At 54.6% G+C, this 21,670-nt stretch carries 31 protein-coding genes; all 31 read right to left on the reverse strand.

Going from position 1 to position 21,670, the window contains the following annotated elements; translation table 11 throughout:
• Positions 1 to 2: 2 nt before the first annotated feature.
• Genes ACP6EK_RS07995 through ACP6EK_RS08145 form a run of 31 tightly spaced genes read right to left on the reverse strand, consistent with a single transcriptional unit; the run spans position 3 to position 21,642 of the window.
• Positions 3 to 563: an NUDIX hydrolase gene (locus tag ACP6EK_RS07995; protein ID WP_438315060.1), complete on the reverse strand. Its 561-nt coding sequence runs from the start codon at positions 561 to 563 to the stop codon at positions 3 to 5.
• Positions 547 to 1,224 (reverse strand): CBS and ACT domain-containing protein, encoded by a 678-nt coding sequence (locus ACP6EK_RS08000; protein WP_438315063.1) that lies wholly within the window; start codon positions 1,222 to 1,224, stop codon positions 547 to 549. The genes ACP6EK_RS07995 and ACP6EK_RS08000 overlap by 17 nt, the downstream gene beginning before the upstream one ends.
• A gap of 3 nt (positions 1,225 to 1,227) precedes the next feature.
• A complete protein-coding gene (locus ACP6EK_RS08005) occupies positions 1,228 to 1,779 on the reverse strand; it encodes a 2-oxoacid:acceptor oxidoreductase family protein (RefSeq protein ID WP_438315065.1) in 552 nt (183 codons plus the stop codon).
• Entirely contained in the window at positions 1,766 to 2,524 is a 759-nt protein-coding gene (locus ACP6EK_RS08010; protein WP_438315067.1) for a thiamine pyrophosphate-dependent enzyme, read from the reverse strand. The genes ACP6EK_RS08005 and ACP6EK_RS08010 overlap by 14 nt, the downstream gene beginning before the upstream one ends.
• Positions 2,521 to 3,585: a 3-methyl-2-oxobutanoate dehydrogenase subunit VorB gene (vorB, locus tag ACP6EK_RS08015; RefSeq protein ID WP_438315070.1), complete on the reverse strand. Its 1,065-nt coding sequence runs from the start codon at positions 3,583 to 3,585 to the stop codon at positions 2,521 to 2,523. Before vorB ends, ACP6EK_RS08010 begins: the two co-directional genes overlap by 4 nt.
• 5 nt (positions 3,586 to 3,590) lie before the next feature.
• Complete coding sequence (locus tag ACP6EK_RS08020; RefSeq protein WP_438315072.1) at positions 3,591 to 3,803, reverse strand: indolepyruvate ferredoxin oxidoreductase subunit alpha; 213 nt, start codon at positions 3,801 to 3,803, stop codon at positions 3,591 to 3,593.
• Positions 3,782 to 4,525: a hypothetical protein gene (locus ACP6EK_RS08025; protein ID WP_438315075.1), complete on the reverse strand. Its 744-nt coding sequence runs from the start codon at positions 4,523 to 4,525 to the stop codon at positions 3,782 to 3,784. Before ACP6EK_RS08025 ends, ACP6EK_RS08020 begins: the two co-directional genes overlap by 22 nt.
• Positions 4,503 to 6,194, reverse strand: a complete 1,692-nt coding sequence (locus tag ACP6EK_RS08030) for a DNA repair protein RecN (RefSeq protein WP_438315078.1) — start codon at positions 6,192 to 6,194, stop codon at positions 4,503 to 4,505. Before ACP6EK_RS08030 ends, ACP6EK_RS08025 begins: the two co-directional genes overlap by 23 nt.
• The gene (locus ACP6EK_RS08035) at positions 6,191 to 7,060 is read right to left on the reverse strand and encodes an NAD(+)/NADH kinase (protein ID WP_438315081.1); all 870 of its coding nucleotides are present in this window, start codon (positions 7,058 to 7,060) and stop codon (positions 6,191 to 6,193) included. The genes ACP6EK_RS08030 and ACP6EK_RS08035 overlap by 4 nt, the downstream gene beginning before the upstream one ends.
• Positions 7,042 to 7,593 (reverse strand): hypothetical protein, encoded by a 552-nt coding sequence (locus ACP6EK_RS08040; RefSeq protein ID WP_438315084.1) that lies wholly within the window; start codon positions 7,591 to 7,593, stop codon positions 7,042 to 7,044. The genes ACP6EK_RS08035 and ACP6EK_RS08040 overlap by 19 nt, the downstream gene beginning before the upstream one ends.
• Entirely contained in the window at positions 7,568 to 8,377 is an 810-nt protein-coding gene (locus ACP6EK_RS08045) for a TlyA family RNA methyltransferase (protein WP_438315087.1), read from the reverse strand. Before ACP6EK_RS08045 ends, ACP6EK_RS08040 begins: the two co-directional genes overlap by 26 nt.
• Positions 8,378 to 8,379: 2 nt before the next feature.
• On the reverse strand, positions 8,380 to 9,267 hold the full coding sequence (locus tag ACP6EK_RS08050; RefSeq protein ID WP_438315090.1) for a polyprenyl synthetase family protein: 888 nt from the start codon (positions 9,265 to 9,267) through the stop codon (positions 8,380 to 8,382).
• Complete coding sequence (gene nusB, locus ACP6EK_RS08055; RefSeq protein ID WP_438315093.1) at positions 9,257 to 9,694, reverse strand: transcription antitermination factor NusB; 438 nt, start codon at positions 9,692 to 9,694, stop codon at positions 9,257 to 9,259. Before nusB ends, ACP6EK_RS08050 begins: the two co-directional genes overlap by 11 nt.
• Positions 9,691 to 10,044 carry an Asp23/Gls24 family envelope stress response protein gene (locus ACP6EK_RS08060; RefSeq protein WP_438315096.1) on the reverse strand — a complete coding sequence of 118 codons (354 nt, stop codon included), beginning with the start codon at positions 10,042 to 10,044 and terminating at the stop codon, positions 9,691 to 9,693. Before ACP6EK_RS08060 ends, nusB begins: the two co-directional genes overlap by 4 nt.
• A gap of 11 nt (positions 10,045 to 10,055) precedes the next feature.
• Complete coding sequence (gene efp / locus ACP6EK_RS08065) at positions 10,056 to 10,622, reverse strand: elongation factor P (protein WP_017889460.1); 567 nt, start codon at positions 10,620 to 10,622, stop codon at positions 10,056 to 10,058.
• Positions 10,615 to 11,700 (reverse strand): M24 family metallopeptidase, encoded by a 1,086-nt coding sequence (locus ACP6EK_RS08070; RefSeq protein ID WP_438315100.1) that lies wholly within the window; start codon positions 11,698 to 11,700, stop codon positions 10,615 to 10,617. Before ACP6EK_RS08070 ends, efp begins: the two co-directional genes overlap by 8 nt.
• Positions 11,678 to 12,133 carry a type II 3-dehydroquinate dehydratase gene (aroQ, locus tag ACP6EK_RS08075; protein WP_438315102.1) on the reverse strand — a complete coding sequence of 152 codons (456 nt, stop codon included), beginning with the start codon at positions 12,131 to 12,133 and terminating at the stop codon, positions 11,678 to 11,680. The genes ACP6EK_RS08070 and aroQ overlap by 23 nt, the downstream gene beginning before the upstream one ends.
• Positions 12,130 to 13,230 (reverse strand): 3-dehydroquinate synthase, encoded by a 1,101-nt coding sequence (gene aroB, locus ACP6EK_RS08080; protein ID WP_438315105.1) that lies wholly within the window; start codon positions 13,228 to 13,230, stop codon positions 12,130 to 12,132. The genes aroQ and aroB overlap by 4 nt, the downstream gene beginning before the upstream one ends.
• Positions 13,202 to 13,723 carry a shikimate kinase gene (locus ACP6EK_RS08085; protein WP_438315108.1) on the reverse strand — a complete coding sequence of 174 codons (522 nt, stop codon included), beginning with the start codon at positions 13,721 to 13,723 and terminating at the stop codon, positions 13,202 to 13,204. The genes aroB and ACP6EK_RS08085 overlap by 29 nt, the downstream gene beginning before the upstream one ends.
• A 15-nt stretch (positions 13,724 to 13,738) precedes the next feature.
• Positions 13,739 to 14,590, reverse strand: a complete 852-nt coding sequence (locus ACP6EK_RS08090; RefSeq protein ID WP_438315111.1) for a hypothetical protein — start codon at positions 14,588 to 14,590, stop codon at positions 13,739 to 13,741.
• A 24-nt stretch (positions 14,591 to 14,614) separates the two neighbouring features.
• Positions 14,615 to 16,270, reverse strand: a complete 1,656-nt coding sequence (locus ACP6EK_RS08095; protein WP_438315114.1) for a secretin and TonB N-terminal domain-containing protein — start codon at positions 16,268 to 16,270, stop codon at positions 14,615 to 14,617.
• Between the two features lie 26 nt (positions 16,271 to 16,296).
• Positions 16,297 to 16,818, reverse strand: a complete 522-nt coding sequence (locus ACP6EK_RS08100) for a hypothetical protein (RefSeq protein WP_438315117.1) — start codon at positions 16,816 to 16,818, stop codon at positions 16,297 to 16,299.
• The gene (locus tag ACP6EK_RS08105) at positions 16,815 to 17,345 is read right to left on the reverse strand and encodes a type 4a pilus biogenesis protein PilO (RefSeq protein ID WP_438315119.1); all 531 of its coding nucleotides are present in this window, start codon (positions 17,343 to 17,345) and stop codon (positions 16,815 to 16,817) included. The genes ACP6EK_RS08100 and ACP6EK_RS08105 overlap by 4 nt, the downstream gene beginning before the upstream one ends.
• Positions 17,342 to 17,896 (reverse strand): PilN domain-containing protein, encoded by a 555-nt coding sequence (locus tag ACP6EK_RS08110; protein WP_438315122.1) that lies wholly within the window; start codon positions 17,894 to 17,896, stop codon positions 17,342 to 17,344. The genes ACP6EK_RS08105 and ACP6EK_RS08110 overlap by 4 nt, the downstream gene beginning before the upstream one ends.
• Positions 17,887 to 18,840: a pilus assembly protein PilM gene (pilM, locus tag ACP6EK_RS08115; protein ID WP_438315125.1), complete on the reverse strand. Its 954-nt coding sequence runs from the start codon at positions 18,838 to 18,840 to the stop codon at positions 17,887 to 17,889. Before pilM ends, ACP6EK_RS08110 begins: the two co-directional genes overlap by 10 nt.
• A gap of 4 nt (positions 18,841 to 18,844) precedes the next feature.
• Entirely contained in the window at positions 18,845 to 19,183 is a 339-nt protein-coding gene (locus ACP6EK_RS08120; protein ID WP_438318962.1) for a hypothetical protein, read from the reverse strand.
• A 34-nt stretch (positions 19,184 to 19,217) separates the two neighbouring features.
• Positions 19,218 to 19,661 carry a PulJ/GspJ family protein gene (locus ACP6EK_RS08125; RefSeq protein ID WP_438315128.1) on the reverse strand — a complete coding sequence of 148 codons (444 nt, stop codon included), beginning with the start codon at positions 19,659 to 19,661 and terminating at the stop codon, positions 19,218 to 19,220.
• Positions 19,618 to 19,974: a hypothetical protein gene (locus tag ACP6EK_RS08130; protein ID WP_438315131.1), complete on the reverse strand. Its 357-nt coding sequence runs from the start codon at positions 19,972 to 19,974 to the stop codon at positions 19,618 to 19,620. The genes ACP6EK_RS08125 and ACP6EK_RS08130 overlap by 44 nt, the downstream gene beginning before the upstream one ends.
• Positions 19,955 to 20,410 carry a GspH/FimT family pseudopilin gene (locus tag ACP6EK_RS08135; RefSeq protein ID WP_438315134.1) on the reverse strand — a complete coding sequence of 152 codons (456 nt, stop codon included), beginning with the start codon at positions 20,408 to 20,410 and terminating at the stop codon, positions 19,955 to 19,957. The genes ACP6EK_RS08130 and ACP6EK_RS08135 overlap by 20 nt, the downstream gene beginning before the upstream one ends.
• A 15-nt stretch (positions 20,411 to 20,425) precedes the next feature.
• Positions 20,426 to 20,818 (reverse strand): sigma factor-like helix-turn-helix DNA-binding protein, encoded by a 393-nt coding sequence (locus ACP6EK_RS08140; RefSeq protein WP_438315137.1) that lies wholly within the window; start codon positions 20,816 to 20,818, stop codon positions 20,426 to 20,428.
• A complete protein-coding gene (locus ACP6EK_RS08145; RefSeq protein ID WP_438315140.1) occupies positions 20,815 to 21,642 on the reverse strand; it encodes a KaiC domain-containing protein in 828 nt (275 codons plus the stop codon). The genes ACP6EK_RS08140 and ACP6EK_RS08145 overlap by 4 nt, the downstream gene beginning before the upstream one ends.
• Between the last annotated feature and the right edge of the window lie 28 nt (positions 21,643 to 21,670).

A 21,670-nucleotide genomic window follows, 5' to 3' on the forward strand; every position in this document is an offset into this window, starting at 1 on the left:
TCTCATGGCGTCTCACTGAGCCAGTACTGGAGGCCAATAAGGGTTTTGGCATCCTTGATGATGCCCTCCGCAAGCATGGTCTGCGCCTCTTCTCTGGAAACCTCGAAGTAGTAGATGACCTCGTCAGCGTCTCCCTCGCGAATGTCTCCCTCAAGGGGACGGGCATTCTGAGCCCGGAAGAAATGGATGATTTCGCTGCTGTATCCTGGGGCGAGGCACACGGAGAAAAGGTAGGACCACTCTGGGGAAGAGAAACCCGTTTCTTCCTCAAGTTCCCGCTGGGCGCAGAGCAGCGGGTCTTCTCCCTCTTCGAGGGTCCCTGCCGGGATCTCCCAGAGCCATTCCCCGATAGGGGCACGGAATTGCCTGACAAGGAGTATCCGTCCCCTGGGGGTGGTGGCGATGACGGTCACGGCACCGCGGTGACGGACGAAAATCCGTTCCATGCCACCACGGTATGTTTTTCGAACGACCTCGAACACCTTTGTCCTCAGGAGTATCTCTTCCTTCTCCGTTTCGGGTTTAGGCAACTCAGTAGCCTTTCCATCATACGGGAAGAACATGGCCCCTCTCCCCCAAAGGAGCAATCCAGACGTGGGTGACAGTGATACCCTTCTCTCTGAGCCTGGCCACGATCTCCTGAGGAGTTAGCGTGTTGACCCTCACCACGACATACCGGTATTCGGGTTTGCCCTCCTCGTAGAAGGTAGCAAGACTCAGAATGTTGATACCGTGTTCTTTAATCACTCCGGTGACTTCATGCAACACTCCCGGCTTTTGTGGGAGTTCCAGGGTGATCCGTGTTCCTCCCTCCTTGATTCCCAGGGTTTCCACAAAGACTTCAAAGATGTCCGACTCGGTGATGATACCCACCACTCTTCCCCCCTCCACAACCGGCAGACCCCCAATCTGGTGCTTCTGCATGATAAGTGCTGCCTCTTCAATGGGGACATCGGGTGGGACAGTGATGACGTTGCGGGTCATAATCTCGGCCACGGTCATTTTGCTCAGAAGGTACGTCAACTCAAAACGACTCAGCGTGGTCGCCTTTGAGGGGGAGGCCTCAAGGAGGTCATTGTACGTCACGATGCCCACGAGTTCTCCCTGATCCACCACGGGAAGCCTCCGTACCCGGCTTTCCCGCATGATTTTCTGCGCTTCAAGGATGGTGACCGAGCTCGGGATGGTAACGACATCCCTGCTCATGCGATCTCTCACCAGCATGGTTCAAGCCCCCTTCTCAACGAACTCCCACCCCACCTCGAGAGCCTTCAGATTCAGGGTGTAGAGTTTCTCTCGTTTTCCCCGCAGGCACTCCGCGAGTGCCCTTTCAGCGCTTTCCCTCTGGACGATGGGACACCGGGCAAGGAGGGCTCCAAGGATGATGGTGTTTGTGACCTCTGCTCCATCAAGGTAGAGCTTGGCCAGGTCGTTCGCCGGAACAGGGAGGACTTCAAGGTCTTCTCGCTCGCATTTTGCCCGGACAAGAGAGATGTTCACAAGAAGAAGCCCCCCGGATTGCACGGTGGGGGCGAAGCGGAAAAAGGAAGGCTCGTTCATAACGATGCAGACATCGGGTCGGTCAGAAATGGTGGCACCGATTTCTTCGTCAGAGATGATCACCGTGCAGTTTGCCGTTCCTCCTCGCATTTCTGGTCCATATGATGGGTACCAGCTGACTTCATACCCTTCAAGCATTCCCGCAACAGCGAGAACCCTCCCCAGAAAGAGGATACCCTGACCCCCAAAACCGGCAATAAGGATTTCATGGTGCTTCACGGGAGTCGCACCCCTTCACTTTGAGCTCCCCGAGGGGGAAGTAAGGGATCATTTTCTCCTCAAGCCAGTCCACTGCTTCCTTTGGGCTCATACCCCAGTTTGTAGGACAGGGAGAGAGGACTTCAACCAGAGAGAATCCTTCTCCCTCCATCTGGGTGAGGAAGGCCTTGCGGATACACTCCTTGGCCTGACGAATGAACTGAGGGCGGGTGAGGGCCACCCGGGCAATGTAGGCACTCCCCTCAAGGACGCTCAGGCATTCCCCAAGGCGAAAAGGAAAGCCGTGAACCTGGGGATCTCTCCCCAGAGGGGTGGTTTTCGTCTTCTGCCCTAAAAGGGTAGTGGGAGCCATCTGTCCTCCGGTCATGCCGAACACTGCATTGTTGACGAAAAAGGCGGTGATGAGTTCCCCCCGGTTCGCAGCATGGATGATCTCGGCGGTTCCGATAGCTGCGATATCCCCATCACCCTGGTAGGAGAAGACGATCCGGTCCGGAAGAGACCTCTTGATTCCTGTGGCGATGGCCGGGGCTCTTCCGTGGGCTCCCACAACAAAGTCAACGTCGATGAATTCGTAGATGTACACCGAGCACCCGATGGGTCCCACCCCGATGGTCCGATCGGCAATGCCCAGCTCCTCGATGACCTCGGCAATGAGCCGCTGTGCCAGGCCGTGGTGGCACCCGGGACAGTAGGTGAACGGTTTTTCAAGAAGCGTCTTTGGCCGCTCAAAGACCACCTTCATACCCGTACCTCCTCCCTGAGGAGGCCGTGGATGTGCTCCAGAATTTCTGAAACGGTGGGGATAACGCCCCCCGTGTGTCCGAGGAAGAACACCGGTACCTTTCCCCGCACCGCCAGCTCCACATCCTCAAGCATCTGGCCAAGGTTCATCTCCACAACGAGAATACCCTTAACCCCTCTGGCCTTTTCGGAAAGTGCAGCCTTTGGAAAAGGAAAGAGCGTTATCGGTCGGAAAAGGGCAAGCTTCAACCCCTCTTTCCTCCCCTCTCGGACAACGCTTTTCAAAATTCGTCCCACGGTTCCGAATCCCACGAGGAGTATCTCTGGCTCGGGATCTCCAAAGGTGTCGTAATCGGCTTCCTGCTCTTCGAGGAGGCGGTATTTTCGCTGGAGTTTCAGGTTCAATTCCTCAAGCCCCTTTGGGTCAAGGTCAAAACAGACGATCCATTTTCGGGGACCGCTGCCTTTTCCCCGGATTGTCCAGTCTTTGGGGGGAAGGGGGGGAAGGTCTGGTTCCCTGAAAGTCACCGGTTCCATCATCTGCCCAAGCATCCCGTCCCCCAGAATTTCCACCGGATTCCGGTACTTGTCGGCAAGGTAAAAAGCTCGATAAGTAAGGTCAACGAGCTCCTGGACGGTGGAAGGGGCAAGAACAATGAGCCGGTAGTCCCCATTTCCTCCGCCCTTCACTGCCTGGAAGTAATCGCTTTGTGCAGGCTGAATATTTCCAACTCCTGGCCCTCCCCGGCTCATGTTCACCACAACGCAAGGGAGTTCGGCCGCGGCAAGGCAGGAGAGCCCTTCCTGCATGAGGCTCACCCCGGGGCCGGAAGAAGAAGTCATGACCCGGGCACCCGTTGCGGCTGCTCCATACACCATGTGGATGGCGGCAACTTCACTCTCGGCCTGGAGGAATACTCCCCCTACCTGGGGAAGACGGAAGGAAAGGTACTCGCTGATTTCGTTCTGCGGGGTAATGGGGTAACCGAAATACAGGCGGCACCCTGCCCGAACCGCCGCTTCTGCTACGGCCTCATTCCCCCGCATGAGGATTTTTTCCATAGGCATCACTCCCGGTACACTGCGATGGCTACATCAGGACAGACCTGAGCACAGAAGCCACAACCAGCACACTGCTTGTCATCCGTCACCATGACGGGATAGTATCCTCGGGAATTGAAGTCCCGGGAGATCACAAGAATCCCCCGTGGGCAGGCATAGGTGCAGAGTGCGCAACCCTTGCAGAATTCCCGGTTGATCACGACCCGTGCTCTGGACATCTCTCGTCCTCCTCTCCCCACGGAAGCACCATGAATCGCGAAATGGCAAAAACCGCGCTTTCCCCCCAGTCAACAAGGGGGTAGTAATTTTTATTCCGTTCCCAGAGGCTGGCAAAGAGCACCGGGAGATTCAGGGCTTTTTCTAAGGTCTGGGTTTTCTTCCATCCCCTTTCGAGGAGTAAAGGATCCGTCTCGTGCATGAGGTGGGTGTTGGCCACAAGGGAGGCAAAAGGAACCCCGTGGTGTTCCCGTAAGTTACGGACAAAGGCGATATAACTCTCCACCTCCTCAAAAAAGGGTCGGGCGAAATTCACTACGAGTGCAACGTGGGTTTTTCGCTTTTCCCAGAAGGGCTTCAAGCTCCTGAACACCCGCAGCCCCCTCTCGTCCCTCCCAAGATCCACCACCAGGCGAAACTCCCCCCCTGCACGGCTGAAAAGCTCAAGCACATCCTGTCCAAAGGTTGGTGTTTCAGTGTGTCGTTCTTTTCCCCTCTGCAGGATGAGGGGTTTCTCAAGAGCGAAGCGCCCGCTACGGAGGGTGAAATCTCCCTTCGAGAAGTCAAGGTCCACCAGTGCACAAGAGAACCCCCGAATGACAAGCAAAGTGGCAAAATTGGCGGCTACCTCGCTTTTACCGGTTCCCCCCGGTCCGGAGAAAACAAAGATCTCCCCACTGGTCATGACCTCTTCAAGGAAACTACTGGGTTTCAAAACCTCCACTTTGTGCTCTCCTTATAAGGGTTTCCGCGTACTCTAAGGTTGCAGCTTGTTTCTTTTCGTCTCCCATCATGCGGGCGATTTCCTGGAGGCGCTCCTCCCAAGAGGAGAGAGGAGTTACCTCAACCCAGGCCTTCTCTCCGGTGGAGCATTTTTCCACCTTCAGGTGGTGGTCGGCAAAGCTGGCAATCTGAGGCAAGTGGGTAATGCAGATGACCTGGTGCTGCCGGGAGAGCTTCCTAAGCTTATCCCCCACGCCAAAAGCAGTCACGCCTCCCACCCCCTGGTCAATTTCGTCAAAGACGAGAACCGGTGTACCAGAAAGAGCAGAAGCCACGCTCTTTAAGGCAAGGACGATCCGGGAGATTTCTCCCCCGGAGGCGGCTTCCTCAACGGGGAGGAGAGGCATTCCAGGATTCAGGGAGATGAGGAGACGGGCTTCGTCAATTCCCTCAGGACCAGGTTCCCGTCTTTTCTCCAGGGCAAGATCGAGATTTGCCCCCTGGAGGGCAAGAGTGGCCAGTTCTTCTTTCACCCTCTCCCTAAGGACCTCAAAGGCCCTCCAGCGTTCGGCGGAGAGTTCCCCTCCAAGAGAGAGTAACTCCCGTGATAGTTCCGCGATGCGCTCTCGAAGAACGTCCTTTTGGGCGATTTCTTCTTCAAGAATGCTCTTCCGCTCTTTGAGGCCTTTCAGAAACGCCACGAACTCCGAAGTGGTAAGGAATCGATATTTCCTTTTCAGTCGCTCGATTTCCGCCACGGCCCTTTCCACGCTCTCTATCCGTTCCGGAGAGAAGGAAAAAAACCCCTCAAGACCCTGTACAAGGCGCAAGGCCTCCCCAAGCTCAAGCTCTACGCGCTCAAGGATTCCCTGAATTTCTGCCTCCTGGGGAGTTGCCGAAGTCCTGGACAGTTCTCGAAAGAGTGCCCGGAGACGGGAAATCCTCCGGAGTACTCCCCCGTCTCCCAGGACGCTTTCGCGGAACTCCTGCGCAGCCTCAAGGTGCCGCTGGGCCTGGGAAATCCTTCCGAATTCTTCCTCATATTCAAGGATGAGCTCGGGAGTGAGCTCCAACTGCTGCATTTCCTCGAGGATTTCCTCAAGTTCTGCGAGCTCCTTTTCCTGTCCCCGCTCAAGGGAGGAGAGTCGTTCTTCGAGGGCCTGCTTTTCCTCAAAGCGAGTCACGTACTGCTTTTTAACGGCCTTTCCCCTCTCTGGGAGGAAAGTATCAAGGAGGCGGAGGATATTTGAGGAGGTGAAAAACAGGGAGTGTTCTCTCTGCCCGCAGATGTCAAAGAGCAAGACAGCCACGTCCCGGAGAATGTTGAGAGGTACAGTCCTCCCGTTGATCCGGGCCTTGCTCTTTCCTCCTGAAGTGAGTTCCCGGGAGAGAACAACGAAATCTTCTCCTTCGAGGGGGATACCACAGACGGCAAGGCGTTGCCGGACCTCGGGAATCCCTTGAAGAGCAAAGCACCCCTCGACAACTGCTCTTGAGCTTCCCGGGCGAATCCACTCTTCTTTCCCCCGAGCTCCAAGGAGCAACGAAAGGGCGTTCACAAGAAGAGACTTTCCTGTACCCGTTTCTCCCGTGATGACGTTCATCCCCGGGGCGAAAGGAATCTCCTGATACTCTACCAGAATGAAGTCACGGATGACCAGCGTCCTCAACACTCCTGCTCCACTCGCTTCCGGATATCCATCCCCCAGGAGAGTTTGTTCCGCAAAAGGGCGTAGAAGGGACGTTCAGGCAGAAGTCGGGCAAGAACAGCGGAGAAAGGCGACCGGTACACCATGATACGCTCTCCCTTCCTCAGGGCATATCCCCTCTGCCCATCAAGCGTCACCATGGTTCCCTCTTTCAGGGACTCCAGAACAACCTGGATACAGGATGAAGGGGGGAGCACGATGGATCTAGCATAGAGCGTATGGGCGCAGATTGGTGTGACGATGAAGAGCTCAAGTCCCGGGAACACCACTGGTCCACCAGCAGAGAGCGAATACGCGCTTGACCCTGTGGGAGTGGCCACGATGAGGCCATCGGCGGGGAAGGAGGCTAGAAACTCTCCATCTATGTACGTCGAAAGGCGAATCATCTGCGCGAAAGGACCACGGTAGATGACAACATCGTTCAGGGCAAAGTCTTCCTCTTCCTTACCGTCCTCGTGAATGACCCGACAGTGTGCCATCATCCGCTCCTCAAGGGTGAACGCCCCGGAGACAATCTGGTCTGTAGCCCGATCCATCTCCTCCACGCTGACCTCGGCAAGGAATCCCAACCCTCCCATGTCGACACCAAGCAGTGGAACACGAAACGGAGCGTACAGGTGGCAGGCGGCAAGGAACGTTCCGTCTCCTCCAATCACAAAAGCAAAATCAGGCACGGAGTCCCCGATTCCCCCTTCTCCTTCCACAACAAGCGTTGCCTGCAACCCCTTCTTTTCAAGAAGGAGAACAAGTTCCTGGGCCTTCTCGGAAACCAGACCGTTTTTCCTCCGCACAAAGACGTGGACGTTCTTCACCAGCCTCTGCTCCATCGCCCCACAAGGAAGCCAACCGAAAAGCACACTATCCATATCCATCCTGTCGTTCTTGGCAGAGACCCAAGCCAGGGAAAGGAGACCTCGTACACTTTTTCGTGCTCTCCATCAACGAAGAGCACCGTACAGGGAGCAAAAAGGAGGGCGTACTCAAGGAGTTGCCTTCGTATCGAGGGGTTTTCAGGGTTTTCCACCTGCTTTCCCGTTTTGACCTCTGCAACGTACCGTTTCCCCTTTCGTTTCAGGAGGTAGTCAACCCGAACCCGGAACGGGACCCGCCTCCCGTTAAGCAGGAAAAAGGATTCTCTCTCAGCCTGTTCCTGGAGACACCGGAATCCCTGCCTCTCAAGGAACTGCAGCGCCTGTCGTTCAAGGCTTTTTGCACGCCGCATGAGACGCCGAAAGGCTCTTCGCTCAAGGAGTCCTCTCACCCAGAGCGTCAACCAGACCGCTATCCCCAGAAGGAGCGCAACAAGAGCAGGGAGAAACATCCAGGTTGTTCCTTTAAACCCGAAAGAATTCATGGGCATCCCGCACCACTCTCAGTATTATATCCCTTTTCTCAGACTCCGTTAAGGGTGATTCGCCCTTGCGGCAGTACGCGAAGAACTCAATGTTTCCCCGGGGTCCAAGGAGCGGAGAGAAGGTGAGATTCCGCAGACCAAGCCCTTTCGCCTGTGCAGCCTCAAGAACTTCTCTGAGCACTTCCTCATGGACTTCAGGGTTTCTGACGACACCCTTTTTCACCTTTTCCCGCCCCGCCTCGAACTGAGGTTTGATGAGCGCGATGACCATACCCTCATCCTTCAGGATTTGAGCGATGGCGTCCCAGAGGAGCCGCAGGGAAATGAAAGAAACGTCCACCGTAATGCCATCAACGTACGTTCCAAGGTGAAAGGGTGTGAGGTACCGGGCGTTGGTTTTTTCCATAACCACCACCCGGGGTGAGGTACGAAGCCTTTCATGGAGCTGCCCGCTTCCTACATCTATAGCGTAAACCTTCAGGGCCCCGTGCTGGAGGAGACAGTCGGTGAAACCACCGGTGGAGGCTCCAATATCGGCAAAAACGAGTCCCGAAGGGGTAATCTGGAAGACCTTCAGAGCCCATTCGAGTTTCTCCCCGCCACGGCTCACGTATTTAGGAGGTTCAACCAGCACCACCGGGACGTCCAGGGGGACAGGGGTTGAGGGTCTGAGAGGACGGGGAAACCCCTCAATCCGGACCTTTCCCCCGAGGATGAGACGCTGCGCCTGTTCCCTGCTTTCGCAAAGGCCACGCTCAACGAGGAGAATATCCAGACGAACCTTTTTCATCCTCAACGGTCACGGGTGACGACAAAACGGGACAGGGTAAGGAGTTCGGAGAAATCCCGGGGAAGAGCTTCGAGCACCTGGCAGGCTCTTTGGAATTGCTCTTCCATCATTCTCTCAGCTTCCAGGACGCCCTTAATGCGAACGAGAGTCGCCTTCCCCTGGATGAGGTCCTTTCCCGCCGTTTTGCCCAAACGGGTACTTTCCTGGGTCACATCGAGAAGGTCGTCCTTTATCTGAAAGCACTCTCCAAGAAGCAGGCCAAAACGAGAAAGGAGGGTCCTTTCCCTCCGGGAAGCACCACCGAGTATACCCCCGCAAAGCACTGCAGCCTGGATGAAAAGGGCGGTTTTGCGACGGTACATGTCGAGGACTTCCCTCTCGCTGACCTCTTTTCCCTGGTAAAGAATATCTAGAACCTGTCCACCAACCATCCCCTGGTTTCCCAGGGCGCGAAGCAGCACCTGGAGCACCGTAAGGATTTTTCGGGTACCAAAAGCACGCCGGAACTCCCGGTTTTCCGTGAACATTCGCAACCCCTCAACAAGGAGTGCATCCCCTGCAAGGACTCCCATTGCCTCTCCGAAAGCCTTGTGGAGACTCGGCTTTCCCCGGCGAAAGTCGTCATTGTCCATACAGGGGAGATCGTCATGCACCAAGGAGAACGAGTGAATCATCTCGATTCCGGCGGCAAGAGGGAGCGCCTCTTCTTCACCGACGTGGTAGGCTTTTGCCGTGGCAAAGAGGAGAGAAGCCCGAAGCTTTTTCCCCCCTGTGGCGCCGTATACCACCGACTCCCAGAGAAGCGATGGTACACCCTCCCGAGAAAGATGATTCTTCGTGAATTCCTCAACGAGCTTGGCATTCCGCGCCAGGAGTTCCTCAACTTCCATTCCCCTTGACCTCCTCAAGCTCTTTGCTCTTCCCAAGGTGCCGCACAAGGCGCCCTAAGACACCGTTAATGAACCGTCCGGATTCCTCAGTACCGTACTTCTTCCCCAGTTCCACTGCTTCATTAATGGCGACACTTGCCGGTATCTCCGGAAGGAAGACAATTTCGTAGGTGGCGAGGCGAAGGATGTTACGGTCAATGGTTGCCATGCGGTGCAGTGGCCACCCTTCGGCGGTTTCCATAATCAGACGGTCAATTTCCCTTGCTTTTTCCTCCACCCCTCTGACCAGGGCGAGGAAAAAACCCCTCGTGTCCTCATCCCAGGAAGCCGGCAAAGGAGTATAGGGAAGGATATCGTCAACTCCTTTCCGGCGTAAGTCCTTCTGGAAAAGGACTTGCAAGGCGAGTTCCCGGGCTTTCCTCCTCATGTCTTTAAGGCTCCCTGGAGGGAGAAAGACGAGAGATGGCCGGTTGCAAAGCCCTGAACGTAGATGTTAATGTGGTCAACCCTCAGGGTGGTCTCTTTCTCGACTTCTTCCTTGACCCTTTTCTGTATTTCCCATGCAGTTTCAGGAACTCTCCGCTCAAGGGTCAGGATGAGAAAGAGATTCACCGAGAGGAGGTCTCCTCGGGCATCAAGACGAATGCTCTCCTCCCGGTTTTTCTCCAGAGATTCCACCCCCGGGATGCCCTGGAGAAGGCGCTCTATGAGCTTTTGCAGCACCCGGAAAGAGTACGTAACTTTTCCTCCTTCAAGGAGAACTTCGCAACCCTTCAATATTCCACTCCCTATACCCGTTCCAGATACTCCCGTGTCCGGGTATCAATACGAACCCGGTCACCCCGGTTCACGAAAAGAGGTACTTGAATGGTCAGGCCCGTCTCAAGGGTGGCCGGTTTTGATCCTCCAGAGGCCGTATCACCCCGAACTCCCGGAGGAGTGTCCACAACTTCGAGGTCGACAAAGGGCGGGACGTTTACCGCAATGTACCTCCCCTCATAGACGAGGAGCTCAACCTCGAGATTCTCCACCAGGAAGTCCTGGTTGTCTCCCACAACCTCCTCAGGGAGCACGATCTCCTCATAGGTTTCGAGGTTCAGGAAGTGGAAATCTGACCCGGAACGATACATAAACTGAGCCCGTTTCCCCTCAAGGACTGCCCGGGCGACCTTCTCACCGGCCCGAAAACTCTTCTCCACCACAAGACCAGTGTTGAGGTCTTTCAGCTTTGCCTTGACAATGGCCCCCCACTTGCCGACTTTTGTATGCTGGAAGGCGGTGACAACGTATAGTGTTCCGTCCACCTCGATGCAGGTTCCCACCCGCAGGTCGTTGCTCGATATGTACTCAGGCACGGTTTTCGCCTCCTTTCTCATCAAAGGTTTCTGGAAGTGTGTCCAAAACCCTGCAACCCCTTTCCTCCACAAGTACCATGTGTTCCAGGCGCACACCTCCCCACTCGGGGGAGTATATCCCAGGCTCAACGGTCACCACCATACCACGGCAAAGAATAGCAGTGCTCTGAGTACTGAGCTTGGGTTCCTCATGAACATCGATGCCTACACCATGACCGAGGCTGTGGGTGAAGTACCGTTCGAAGCCGCTTTTTTGGAGAACTTCTCTAACCTTCTGGTCCACGGTTTTCGCTTCCACTCCCTCCCGGATGAGTTCCAGCGCAGCAGCCTGAGCCTCGAGGAGGGTAGAGAACGCTTTCTGGAAGGATGTCTCCCGAACCTTACCCACTGGGACGACTCGGGTGAGGTCCGCACAGTACCCATCAACTCTCACGCCCCAGTCAACGAGAACCCACTCTCCCCTTTTTATCTTCCCGGACGTCGGGCGGGCGTGAGGAAGGGCAGCCCTTTTCCCCGAGGCCACGATGGTCGGAAACGCTATGGCTTCGCCACCCCGCCTGCGCATCCGGTATTCGAGTTCCACGGCGATTTCGTGTTCGCTGATTCCCTCCTGGATGAGGGGAAGAACGTCTCTGAAGGCCTCTTCGGCAATGGTGACGGCCCTTTGAATAGTCTGAATCTCTGTCTCGTCCTTCACCACCCGTAAGGCATTCACCGGAGAGGGGCAGGGGATGACCGGGCACTTCCTCTCGTCAAAGCGGCGAATAAACCCCACACTGGCCACATCTTCGACAAAAAGATGGTTCGCACGGGAAGAAAAAGAAAAGAAAACGTCACAGATAGAAGCCACGGCATCCTGCTCGAACTCTACGATTTCTGCCTCAACAGCCAGTTCTTCCCTGCTCTGGATGGCATACCGGCCATCACAGAAAAAGAAGGTTTTTCCCTCGGGGAATACGAGGAGGAAACCCAGAGATCCTCGAAACCCCGAGAGGTAAAAGACATTCCCTGGGGAGAGAACAAGAAGCGGACCCCCAAGAGCTTTCCTCAACCTTTCAAGACGACCCTGGAAGTTCACGGCTTCTCTCTCTCAAGAGAAAGGCTTCCATAGCCAGAATGTACCCAAGATGGGCAAAACCGGTGATCTGCCCCCAGCAGACCGGGGCGGTAACCGAACGGTGACGGAACTCCTCCCGGGCGTAAATGTTCGACATGTGGACTTCAACGGTGGGAACGTTCACCGCCTTAATGGCGTCCCGAAGGGCAATGCTATAGTGCGTATACGCCCCTGGATTCAGGATAATACCATCCCACTTTCCCCGGGCTTCATGAATTTTGTCGATGAGCGCTCCCTCGTGGTTGGACTGGAAAACTTCGAGCTCTATACCCCGCTGTGCCGCCTCCTTCTGGAGGAGCTGCACTAGTTCTTCAAAGGAAACCTGACCGTAGACGTCCTTCTCCCGTTCCCCAAGGAGATTGAGATTTGGCCCAAGAAGACAGAGCAACTTCATCCTTCCACCTCGCAAATTTCAGGAAGTACCTGGAGGATTTCTGCTTTCTCAACCTCGACTCCCATGGCTGGTTTTCCCAGGTCCGCAAGGAGCGTACACCGTACCTTCTGGCCCTCTCTCTTTTTGTCCCTCCACAGAGCAGAGAAGAAAGAGTTCAGGTTGATTTTCTGAGGAACCCGAAGAGGAAGGCCAAGTTTCTCCAGTACTGTCTTCTGGATGGTGTAAACTTCTTCGGTACTTACTCCCAGGACACACGCAAGGAGCGCTTCTCCTCTCATTCCCACGCTCACTGCTTCTCCGTGGCGGAGCACACCGTAGCCCATTGCCTTTTCCAGAGCATGCCCAATGGTGTGCCCGTAGTTCAGGATGCTCCTGAGACCCCCTTCCCTCTCATCCCTTTCAACCACTACCTTCTTGAAGGCAATGGACCTTGCGATAACCTCTTCAAGAACAGTCCCTTTTCGCCCAAGGATGTCCTCAGCATGCTCAAGGAGAAAGGTGGTGAAATCCTCTCCCTCAAGGAATGCGGTTTTCGCCACCTCTGCGAGACCCTCCCGGTATTCTCGTTCCGGGAGCGTTTCAAGGAACGAGAGGTCGATAAAGACCCCAGAAGGCTGGTAGAAGGTGCCAACGAGGTTCTTCCCCTCTTCGAGGTTCACCCCAGTTTTTCCTCCGACAGAGCTATCAACCTGGGCAAGGAGGCTTGTGGGAATCTGGTAGTAGGCAATGCCCCGAAGAAAGGTCGAGGCCACAAAACCAGCAAGGTCGGTGATCACCCCTCCTCCCAGGGCGAGGAGGAAAGACTTCCGGTCAAGGTCAAGGGCAAGGAGCTCATGGTATACCTTTTCAGCCGTGGCCAGGTTTTTGTACTCCTCCCCGTCGGGGACAGCAACAACGTCAATGGCATACCCTCGCTGCACGAAGAACCTCTGCACCCGCTCGGCGTGGAGCGCCTCCACCAGGTCATTGGTGAGAATCACCCCCCGCCGGGAGGGGAAGGAAACCTCCTTCAACCAGTCATCCCGGGAGAAGAGGAATGGATCAATGAATACCCGGTACGATCTTCCCTCAGGTAAGGACACCACAATCTCGCGCACGGCGAATAATCTCCTCGGCGACTTCTTCTTCAGTGAGAAAGTCCGCATCAATTATAACATGGGCGCTCTCATAGTAGGGAATCCTTGCCCAATAAAGCGCCTCGAGTTCTTCAGGGGTTCTGTACTTCTTGAGAAGCGGGCGGTTGGTGCTACGTCGGATACGCTCGAAGAGAAGAGGAAAGGAAACCCGAAGGAACACAGTGAAGAAGTGCTCCTTAAGGATTTCCCTGTTCTTTTCCTTCACAGGAAGACCTCCGCCAGTGGCAAGAACCAGGTGATGCCTTGTGGCCAGTTCTGCAAGAATCTCTGTTTCGAGCGTCCGGAAGTACTCTTCCCCATAACGGGAAAAGATTTCAGGAATAGAAAGACCCACTCTTTTTTCAACGATGGCGTCAGTATCGTGGAACTCCCAGCCAATTCTTCGGGCTACTTTCCTGCCAACACTGGTTTTGCCACAGCCCATAAAGCCGAGGAGAGCAATATTGCAACGCACAGTCTGTATCTCCGGTTACGAGCCTCCCGGTGTTCGGGGCGATGGAGAGGGAATCTGACAGATCTCACCGGCCTTCTGAGTCTTCGTCGCTATTGATATCCCTCCGTTGACGTCGTAAACTGCAGCGACAGCAGTGACAGTATCGCTGAGGCTTACCCCCACGCTTTCAGAGACGAAAGGTGGAGTTGTGTCCACTCCTGCGGACTGGCCGTTGATGGAGAACTCTACTTTTTTGATGACCGTGGCATCGTCTACCTTCAGGGCACAGCCAACTTGGACTGAGGATTCGGTGTCGCAGGATGGGCAACCACCGCCCACTGTGCAGAAGAACTCCAAGTCCACGCTGGGCAAACCTTCAAGCATGCTGAACCCAAAATCGCCACCTCGATAGCTCACCGCATGAGTTGCGTAGTCCGTACCAGAGAAAGTCACGTTCACTATCACCACAGGGATACGGTTGGATCGTATGTACGCTTCCACATCCGATGGCAGGAGGTCAGCTTCCCAGGTTACTGAAGCATTTTCCATACCGGCAACAGAAGCCATAGGCGTTTGGGGAGGAATAATATCAATGCTCGTTCCTATAGTTCGTGTCAGTGCAGCGAGCACGGTTCCGTCAGCTTTCCTGTACTCAAGACGACACTGAGTGATTTTCACTCCAACTCTGTTAAGAGGGGTAAAAGTGAATTGAGTTAATCCCCAGTTTTTCGATTCAGCCGAGGCAATAGAAAGAGAAGGCACGAGAACCTCTCCAGTAATGCTCACCTTGGCTTTGGGGAACATAGGGTTATCCGAAAACCAGCCGCAACTTGAAAGGAAGAAAAGCACGCTCAAAAAGGCGTAGAACACCAGGGTTTTTCCCCTCATTTCCCTCCTCCTGAGATCAACCTCTCAGTACTCAATGACATGGGGGGTAAGGAACACAATGAGTTCCGTCTCCTTATGGGTTCTGCTCCGGAGTACAAAGAGATTCCCGATGAGAGGAAGCTCGCTCAAAATGGGAATTCGGGTAATCCTCTCAATATCTTCGCTTCGAATGAGACCTCCAATAACAAGAGTTTCCCCAGGGCGCAGGCGAGCTGTGGTGTCGGCGTTTTTCACGCTCTTTTGGGGATCTCTAAAGGTTAAGCCGGCAAGGACGTACTCCCGCTCGGTGTAGGTGCTGACCTCAGGTTTCGCGTGGACCACCACTGTTCCTTCCTGGGTGAGGACCGGAGTGACTTCGAGCGTAATACCCACCTCAAGAAACCGGAGTTCTCCGGGAATGAGACGACCTTCTTCATCCGTCTCGAGGTTCCGATAAGGTATGGAGTCGCCCACGTGGATTGTTGCCGTTTTTCCACTCAATGTCAGAATCCTGGGGTTCCCGACTAATCTTGCGAGATTTTTCTTCTCCAGAGCCTTGATGGTCATTTCCACCAGGTCCTGGCGCTCCATGGTCCCTCCAAGGCTGAGTTCTCCAAACGTGATTTCCCCCTCCTTGCCGCCAACAGCCCACGTGACTCCAAGGTCTTTGATTTTTTCCCGGTTAATCTCCACGAGTTTTGCGTCAATCATAATCTGCGGTAGTTTCCGGTCAAGGTTTGCAAGGAGCTGCTGCACGGCCTCCAGTTCTTCCTTTGTTCCCCGGACGACAAAGGCTTTCTGGGTAAAGTCGTAGTTGATTCGCTCTTCCTCGGGGATAACGATTGTCAGAAGTTCTCGGATTCTATCAAGCTGTTCTTTGTTCTCATAGATATTATTAGAGAGGTAGAACGTCCTTGTTTCCAGCGCCACGTCAGTCTTTTCAAGGATATCCTGAACCTTGCGGAACTCCTCTTCCCTCCCCTGCACAACCAGAGCTCGGCCTGTGGTATCGACAGCGATGCGTTCAGGGGGGATGACCAGACTTACGATTTCCTTGGCTTTTTCGGGATTCATGCTCTTTAAGGGGAATCTCCGCACCTCAAGGAGCCCGAAGTTCTCCTCGAGCTTCCGCTTCTCTGCAATGATGATATTCTCCCCAAGGCGCACCTGCCCGAGGCCTTTCATGGTGAGGATGTACCCCAGGGCCTGGTCGAAGGTCAGATCCTCAAAAGACAGGGTGACGGTTCCCTGAACGGATTCATCCACCACGATATTTACGCCCCTGGCCTTGGCCAGAGCAAGGAGCACATCCTTGATGTCCGCGTCACGGAAGTCGAAGGAAAACCGCTCTTCTCCCACCACGGGGGCAAAGGGCCCTTGAATGAGCACGCTGACCAGGCGTCGATTGGCTTCGTCATAGACCTTGTAGGATACCGGACTCTTGAGCTCAATCCAGATGCGAAGACCATTCTCAGTTTCCCGAAAAATGACGCTTTTCACCGGTCCAACGTTCATTGGGCGTTCCGCGTAAGGAAGCCCCCGTCTCGCCCCCTGAATGTCAAGAGCGATATGATAGGGATCGGGAGAGACATCTTCCCAGTTACACGGAGCATTGAACTTGAAGGTGAGCTTGATTTCGACGCTGCTGGCCCGAAAGAAGAAATCCTTGAGTTCCAGAGCAAATGCCGAGGTAAGTCCCACACTCCACAGAAGAACCGCCCAGAATGCTACTTTTCGAGCGGAAATGTGAACTCCCTCCCCTGATACGCAAGCACAACCTGCCCTTTGTCTACTTTAACCAACCGGAGCTCTCCTGACAAGGGCTTTTCAGGGGTAAGGAAGAAAATTTCCCCATTCACCTCCACCACAACCACCTGTTTCGTGGGCGAGAGCACTACACCCTTTAGAGTGATTGACGGTGGTGTCTCTTCCGGAATGATCTGGTGTTCCTCGCTTTCCTCAAACACAGGAGCGGTCTCCCCCGGCCCTTCGGGGGCTGGGGAACAGGCAAAGGAAAAGACGTCCCGCAAGCTGAGGATTTCCTCCTCGCTCAAAGGCGCAAGAAAGACCTCCTGTTCTTTTGGGGTTTCTCCGGATTTTGGCATAGGGAAGACGGGCTGGTTCCCGCTACCCTCCTGGGCAAGGGAGATGGGAGCATTCAGCTTCTCGATGACACGGAGACTCAAAACGCCAAGGGTTGCCAGGACTACGGCAAGGATGGCAACGAGGACCGTTTCTCGCTCTTTCATGGCTTTCCTCCCCCAAGAAGGTATGTGGAGAGGAGAAAATCTGCCCTGAAGGCCTCCTGGTCCTTCCCAAAGGAGAACCCCTGAACCTGAATAAGCCGGGGGGACTGGCGGAGGTAATTCAGAAAGAAGAGGAAACTCTGAAAAGAAGTACGAACCGAACCAGAAAAGGGAAGTTCAGTGTACCCTTCCTGAGGTTTTGGGGGTTCTGGCTTTAAGGAGAGGAGCTCAAGGCGCGAGAGAAAGGCAGCATCCTCAATGGTGATAAGGAGGTCTGGGATTTCTTTCTCTTCGGGGAGGCGGCGTGAGAGTGTCCGGGCAAGGGTCTCAAGCTCTTGGAGGCGTTCTTCGAGGCGCCGAAGTTCCGTAGCCTTTCTCTGAAGGATGGTAATCTCCTGAATAAGGCGCTTCTTCTCCCCTTCCAGGGTTGTGATTCGCTGCAGAAGGGGGAAAAGCACAAAGTAGAGGACTACAAAGAGGCAACCAGCCCAGACTACAAGGTATACTGCCCAATGTTCCCTATCTCTCATGGACTTTTCAGCTCCATCGTCAGCCTGAATTCGTAGAGGTTATCCTGCCCAAGGGTGAGGGACGTAAAATCCACCGAGGAAAAGAAATCCCTGTATCGCAGGAGGCTTCCGATAAGGCTGGCAATACTGGCCACGGTGGTTGCCTGTCCCTGACACTCTACCCTTTCTGGAGAGCAATGAAGCTCAGAGAGCACAAGATCCTGGGGCATGTGTTCTCCGAGGATAGCGAAAAAGCGAAGCCAGTCTTTCTCCCGAGCAATCAGCGACTTGAGAAGACGTACCCTCTGTTCAATCTTCGCCACCTCATCCTGGACTTTCTTTAGCCTCTCCACCTCCTCCCGCAGGCGGAGGGCCCGAAGCTCAAGGGTATCGATCTCCTGCTTTAGGGATTGCGCCCTGAGGCTCAATATCCCGTAGGAGAAAAGGTAGAGAGCTGAAAAGCCAAGAAGCACAACCACAAAAAAGAGGCGGGCCCAGTTTGGCGTTCGTCGGGCAATGTACTTCCGCGGCAGAAGGTTCAGGGTAACCCGGTATGGCACCTTCACTTCCATAGCGACGCTCCTAAAGCAGCAAGAAATCGCTCAGAAGCGATGGAATCCTTTCCCAGGGTGAGTGGCCGCGGCGTCTGGAAGTCAAGAGAGAGCCCCTGGACAATGTGTCTCCGGAGGGGACGACACAGGGCTCCTCCTCCCAAAAGGAAGACCTGCTCCAGAACCCGGGCACCAAACTCTGCCTGGAAAAAGGCGAAAGAACGCTTGAGTTCGGAAACGAGATCCGGAGAAGTCAGGGATATAGCCTCTTCCAGCTGGTATGGAATTCCTGCAGTGCCCTCTCCTCTCCGGAGAACTTCAAAAGCCTCAACAGGCGAAAGGTGGAACTCCTCTGAAAGGGCGTCCCACAATCTCTTCATACCCCAGCCGAAGCTTCGGGAAAGGAGAACGTGGTGATTGGCAAAGCAGATGAGAGTAGTTTTCTCGAAACCAATGTCCACCAGGGTGAAAGCTTGTTCGAAGAACTCCGGATGGAGACCCAGAAACCCCTTCACAAGGCTTGTGACGTGGGGCTCCACAGCCTCCACCCGCACTCCTGCCCTGGAGAAGACATCGACGTACCTTTCCACCTCCTGGAGGGGAACAGCGGCAAAAAGGACCTCCATCTTTCCGCCGTTTTTTCCGACGATGCTCCAGCTGACCTGGAAGTTTTCCTCATCAGGTATGAGGGAACGGGCCTCCCACTGGAGGGTATTCTCGAGTTCTTCCTGAGACATCTCGGGGAGACTCACCCGCTGGAAGACCATCCGGGGGTGGGAGAAGGAGAGGGTAACTTCCCTGGGGAGACGGTTGCGCTGAAAGAAGAGTCGGATACCTTCACTTGTCAGAGGAGCCTTCTCCGAAAGAAGCACAAACTCCCCTACTCTCCGGAGAGCAAAATCCTCACCTTGCGCCTCACTCAGGCAAAACTTCAAAGCGTACGATCCCGTGTCAATGCCAAGCATGGCCCTACTGGGAGAAGGGACGAACGAAATTATTCTCTACGTATACCACGGAGAGCTTCTTTCCCTCCCATCGAATGCCTGCGCGCAGCACGACCTCCCTATCCTTTGTGAGAGTAATTGTATCACTTGTGATGGTGAATGCATAGGAAGGAGCAAAGGATGAAGGAAGGTTTGTGGCGACAAATCCTTCCCCTTTGTCTTCAAGTAGCGTTACGGCTTCGATGAGAACTCCCTCTCTTGTGTACTCCTCCTGATATTCCCGGAGGTATGCGTTGATGGTGCGAATATGGAAGGCGATCTCCTGCGAAAGAAGGATGACCACCATGGCGGCTGCGGCGAGCATGATGCACACGGCAAGCTCGATGCTTCCCTTTTCTTTACCTTTTGAAGTACCCCGGAAGGACCTGGAGAGTGTAGACCTCATTCCCAAAGGAAATCCTGGCGGTCAGGGAGTGCTGAAGAAGGGAAAACGCCACACCGGTGCATCCCTCGGCGATTGGGTTTGCGGTTCCTTTGTGTGCCAGAAGAAGAGAGCTGCGAAATGCATATACAGAAAGCGTGGAATTCCTCAGGCGGACGGTGAGCCTTTTCCCACCTTCTGAAACCACAGCGTTATCCCCGTATCGGGCAAGGTGAAAAACCGTGTAGAGTGCTGAGAGCGCCTGCTCCTTCTCCTCGATCTGCTCGAGGGTCAAGGAGAAGAGACGGACGCATTGGGCGAAAACCCCAAGAGCGCTGCAGATGATGACGATTCCTATGGTGATGCTGAGAAGCGCCTCAAGGAGCAGGAATCCCCCGTTTCTTAAGCGTCCGAAGAGCAAGAATCTCCCCTCCATCTTCCTTGGTGACCGTTACCTCGCAGAGTACCGTTTTGGGTGAGAACTCCCTGATATCCCACTGGACAATGAGCCCACCGGTTTCCACCGGGGACGGGGGAGGATACCCCGTACTCTTTATGGACTCCATGGTGTTCACTGCAAGCACCAGGGCTTGAGTTTTGAGTTCTGCCGAAACTCTGAGCACGGAGAGGGTACGGACTTCAAGGAGAGCAACACCCACAAGAAGCGAAAGCAGACTCAGAGAAACGGCAATGCCCACAAAGGTCGCACCAGAGTCATTGCGGCGGTGTGTCACTGAGTCGCACCCTTCCCGTGACCGGAGCGATAATGACGTATTTCCGCTTTTTGGGCGTTCTCAAGATAACCGTTCCCCCACACAGAGGGGTTCCCGAGGGCGAGAAACGAAGCTCGTTAGAGGGGAAATTGGTTGCATACAGCGCGACGCCCTCCGGTACGGGATATATTCTGGTTTTTCCCTCTTTCCCCCGGAAGAGGAAACGGTTCCCCGCGACATCGAAGATGATCCTCGTTTGAGTTGCTGCTTCAAGGGCCTCAATTCGCGCAAGACGTATGACACTCGCTATCTGCTGAGCCGTTCCCAGAAGAACGGATTCTCCCTGAAAGCGGGAAAGAGAAGGAACTCCCAGTGCTAAAAGCAAGGTACAGAGAGAAAGGCCGATGATGACCTCAAGGACCGAAAAGCCAAAACAGTAAGTGCTTTTCCAGGGCATAAACAGCCGGAAAGCCTACCACCCTCGTGCCTCGATTTCTTCAAAGGCTCTCTTTGCTAGACCACCGGCGATATGGACACCCTTCGTCTCGACGTCTTCCTCTTCTTTTCTTCTCTCCTCGAGATACTGGAGCGCTTTCTCCGGATCTGCTCGCAGGATGTTCCGCGCAGTCTGCACGCTGATGCCGAGTTCTTCGGCAATCTCTTCTGCTGTTCGCCCGAAAACTCTATGGAGCACAAGAACCAGGGCTGCCTCAAGGAGCGAAGAAACCCAGGTCAGACGCTGGTACAGAACAATCTTCCTCGGTCCCCCAAGGAGGCGAAGGCTTCGTTCAAAAACCCGGTAGGCAAGCTCTTCCTCCACGATGCTCCGGAATTTGCCAAAACCCTCAAGAGACACTTCTTTCATGTCCCTCCTCCTTCCTGAAAGAGTGGTCCCTTCAGAGAAAATATGCCCTTGTCATCAATTTCCGCAAGATATGTCCTCGTATCGTGCCCACATACCCTGCATCCATCAATCCGTAGCGTTCGCACAACGTCTCCAACGGCCTTTCCATAGATATTGCCTGCCTGCTTTGTTGTCACAACGAACTTGGACAGAACAATGGTGCAATCCACAATGTGGGGAACGGCATAGCCTCCTGCAGCCTCTGCGGAAGTTTCTTCGTGGCTAGAACGCTTCTGGGAGATGAAAAGCGCCGTCTGGTAAAGGGATTTCACCGTGTGGTAGAGCTTTCTCACGATACTCCTGGCCATCATTTCCTTTCCTTCATAGAGACCAGTGATAGAATCGATGACAACGTGCCGCACTTTGTGGCGCTGCACTACACTCTCCACAAGAGAAGAAAGAGCGAGCACATCGTCCCGGAGCTCAGCGTGCTTAGCAGCATCGGCCAAGAGAACATTCTCTGTGACCTGTTCCCAGGGGACACCCAGCGATTTTGCCCGCTCCCGAACGCTCTGCACGAGAAAAGGACCCGGAAGCTCCACGGTGACGAAGAGCACCTTCTCTCCCCTCTGGGCCTGGGCGAGGGCGAATTGCTCGGCTACGAGCGACTTTCCTGTGTCGGGGACTCCGGTGAGGTGCACCACGGCAAAGCGGGGGAATCCCGGGAGAGGAACCCTCTGGGGTTTCTCATCCTTCCAGATTAAGCGAAAAAAGAGATTATCAAGCCCCGGTACCCCTGTGGGAACACCCTCAAGAGAAGGGGCCTCCCGTTCAAGCTCGGACAACGAGTACAACCCCTCAGGAGGTGCTCCT

The sequence above is a fragment of the Candidatus Caldatribacterium sp. SIUC1 genome, assembly GCF_051549785.1.
GTDB lineage: Bacteria > Atribacterota > Atribacteria > Atribacterales > Caldatribacteriaceae > Caldatribacterium.

What these genes read in the sequence shown, in the direction of transcription:
- ACP6EK_RS08110 (WP_438315122.1), bottom strand. Translation starts at nt 17,896, where the DNA reads ATGGAAGTGAAGGTGCCATACCGGGTTACCCTGAACCTTCTGCCGCGG.
- ACP6EK_RS08045 (WP_438315087.1), bottom strand. Translation starts at nt 8,377, where the DNA reads ATGAAAAAGGTTCGTCTGGATATTCTCCTCGTTGAGCGTGGCCTTTGC.
- ACP6EK_RS08100 (WP_438315117.1), bottom strand. Translation starts at nt 16,818, where the DNA reads ATGAAAGAGCGAGAAACGGTCCTCGTTGCCATCCTTGCCGTAGTCCTG.
- ACP6EK_RS08105 (WP_438315119.1), bottom strand. Translation starts at nt 17,345, where the DNA reads ATGAGAGATAGGGAACATTGGGCAGTATACCTTGTAGTCTGGGCTGGT.
- vorB (WP_438315070.1), bottom strand. Translation starts at nt 3,585, where the DNA reads ATGGAAAAAATCCTCATGCGGGGGAATGAGGCCGTAGCAGAAGCGGCG.
- pilM (WP_438315125.1), bottom strand. Translation starts at nt 18,840, where the DNA reads ATGCTTGGCATTGACACGGGATCGTACGCTTTGAAGTTTTGCCTGAGT.
- ACP6EK_RS08140 (WP_438315137.1), bottom strand. Translation starts at nt 20,818, where the DNA reads ATGAAAGAAGTGTCTCTTGAGGGTTTTGGCAAATTCCGGAGCATCGTG.
- ACP6EK_RS07995 (WP_438315060.1), bottom strand. Translation starts at nt 563, where the DNA reads ATGTTCTTCCCGTATGATGGAAAGGCTACTGAGTTGCCTAAACCCGAA.
- ACP6EK_RS08090 (WP_438315111.1), bottom strand. Translation starts at nt 14,590, where the DNA reads ATGAGGGGAAAAACCCTGGTGTTCTACGCCTTTTTGAGCGTGCTTTTC.
- ACP6EK_RS08010 (WP_438315067.1), bottom strand. Translation starts at nt 2,524, where the DNA reads ATGAAGGTGGTCTTTGAGCGGCCAAAGACGCTTCTTGAAAAACCGTTC.
- ACP6EK_RS08035 (WP_438315081.1), bottom strand. Translation starts at nt 7,060, where the DNA reads ATGGAGCAGAGGCTGGTGAAGAACGTCCACGTCTTTGTGCGGAGGAAA.
- ACP6EK_RS08020 (WP_438315072.1), bottom strand. Translation starts at nt 3,803, where the DNA reads ATGTCCAGAGCACGGGTCGTGATCAACCGGGAATTCTGCAAGGGTTGC.
- ACP6EK_RS08050 (WP_438315090.1), bottom strand. Translation starts at nt 9,267, where the DNA reads ATGGAAGTTGAGGAACTCCTGGCGCGGAATGCCAAGCTCGTTGAGGAA.
- ACP6EK_RS08120 (WP_438318962.1), bottom strand. Translation starts at nt 19,183, where the DNA reads ATGCTCGCCGCAGCCGCCATGGTGGTCATCCTTCTTTCGCAGGAGATC.
- nusB (WP_438315093.1), bottom strand. Translation starts at nt 9,694, where the DNA reads ATGAGGAGGAAAGCCCGGGAACTCGCCTTGCAAGTCCTTTTCCAGAAG.
- aroQ (WP_438315102.1), bottom strand. Translation starts at nt 12,133, where the DNA reads ATGAAGTTGCTCTGTCTTCTTGGGCCAAATCTCAATCTCCTTGGGGAA.
- ACP6EK_RS08040 (WP_438315084.1), bottom strand. Translation starts at nt 7,593, where the DNA reads ATGCCCATGAATTCTTTCGGGTTTAAAGGAACAACCTGGATGTTTCTC.
- ACP6EK_RS08135 (WP_438315134.1), bottom strand. Translation starts at nt 20,410, where the DNA reads ATGCCCTGGAAAAGCACTTACTGTTTTGGCTTTTCGGTCCTTGAGGTC.
- ACP6EK_RS08000 (WP_438315063.1), bottom strand. Translation starts at nt 1,224, where the DNA reads ATGCTGGTGAGAGATCGCATGAGCAGGGATGTCGTTACCATCCCGAGC.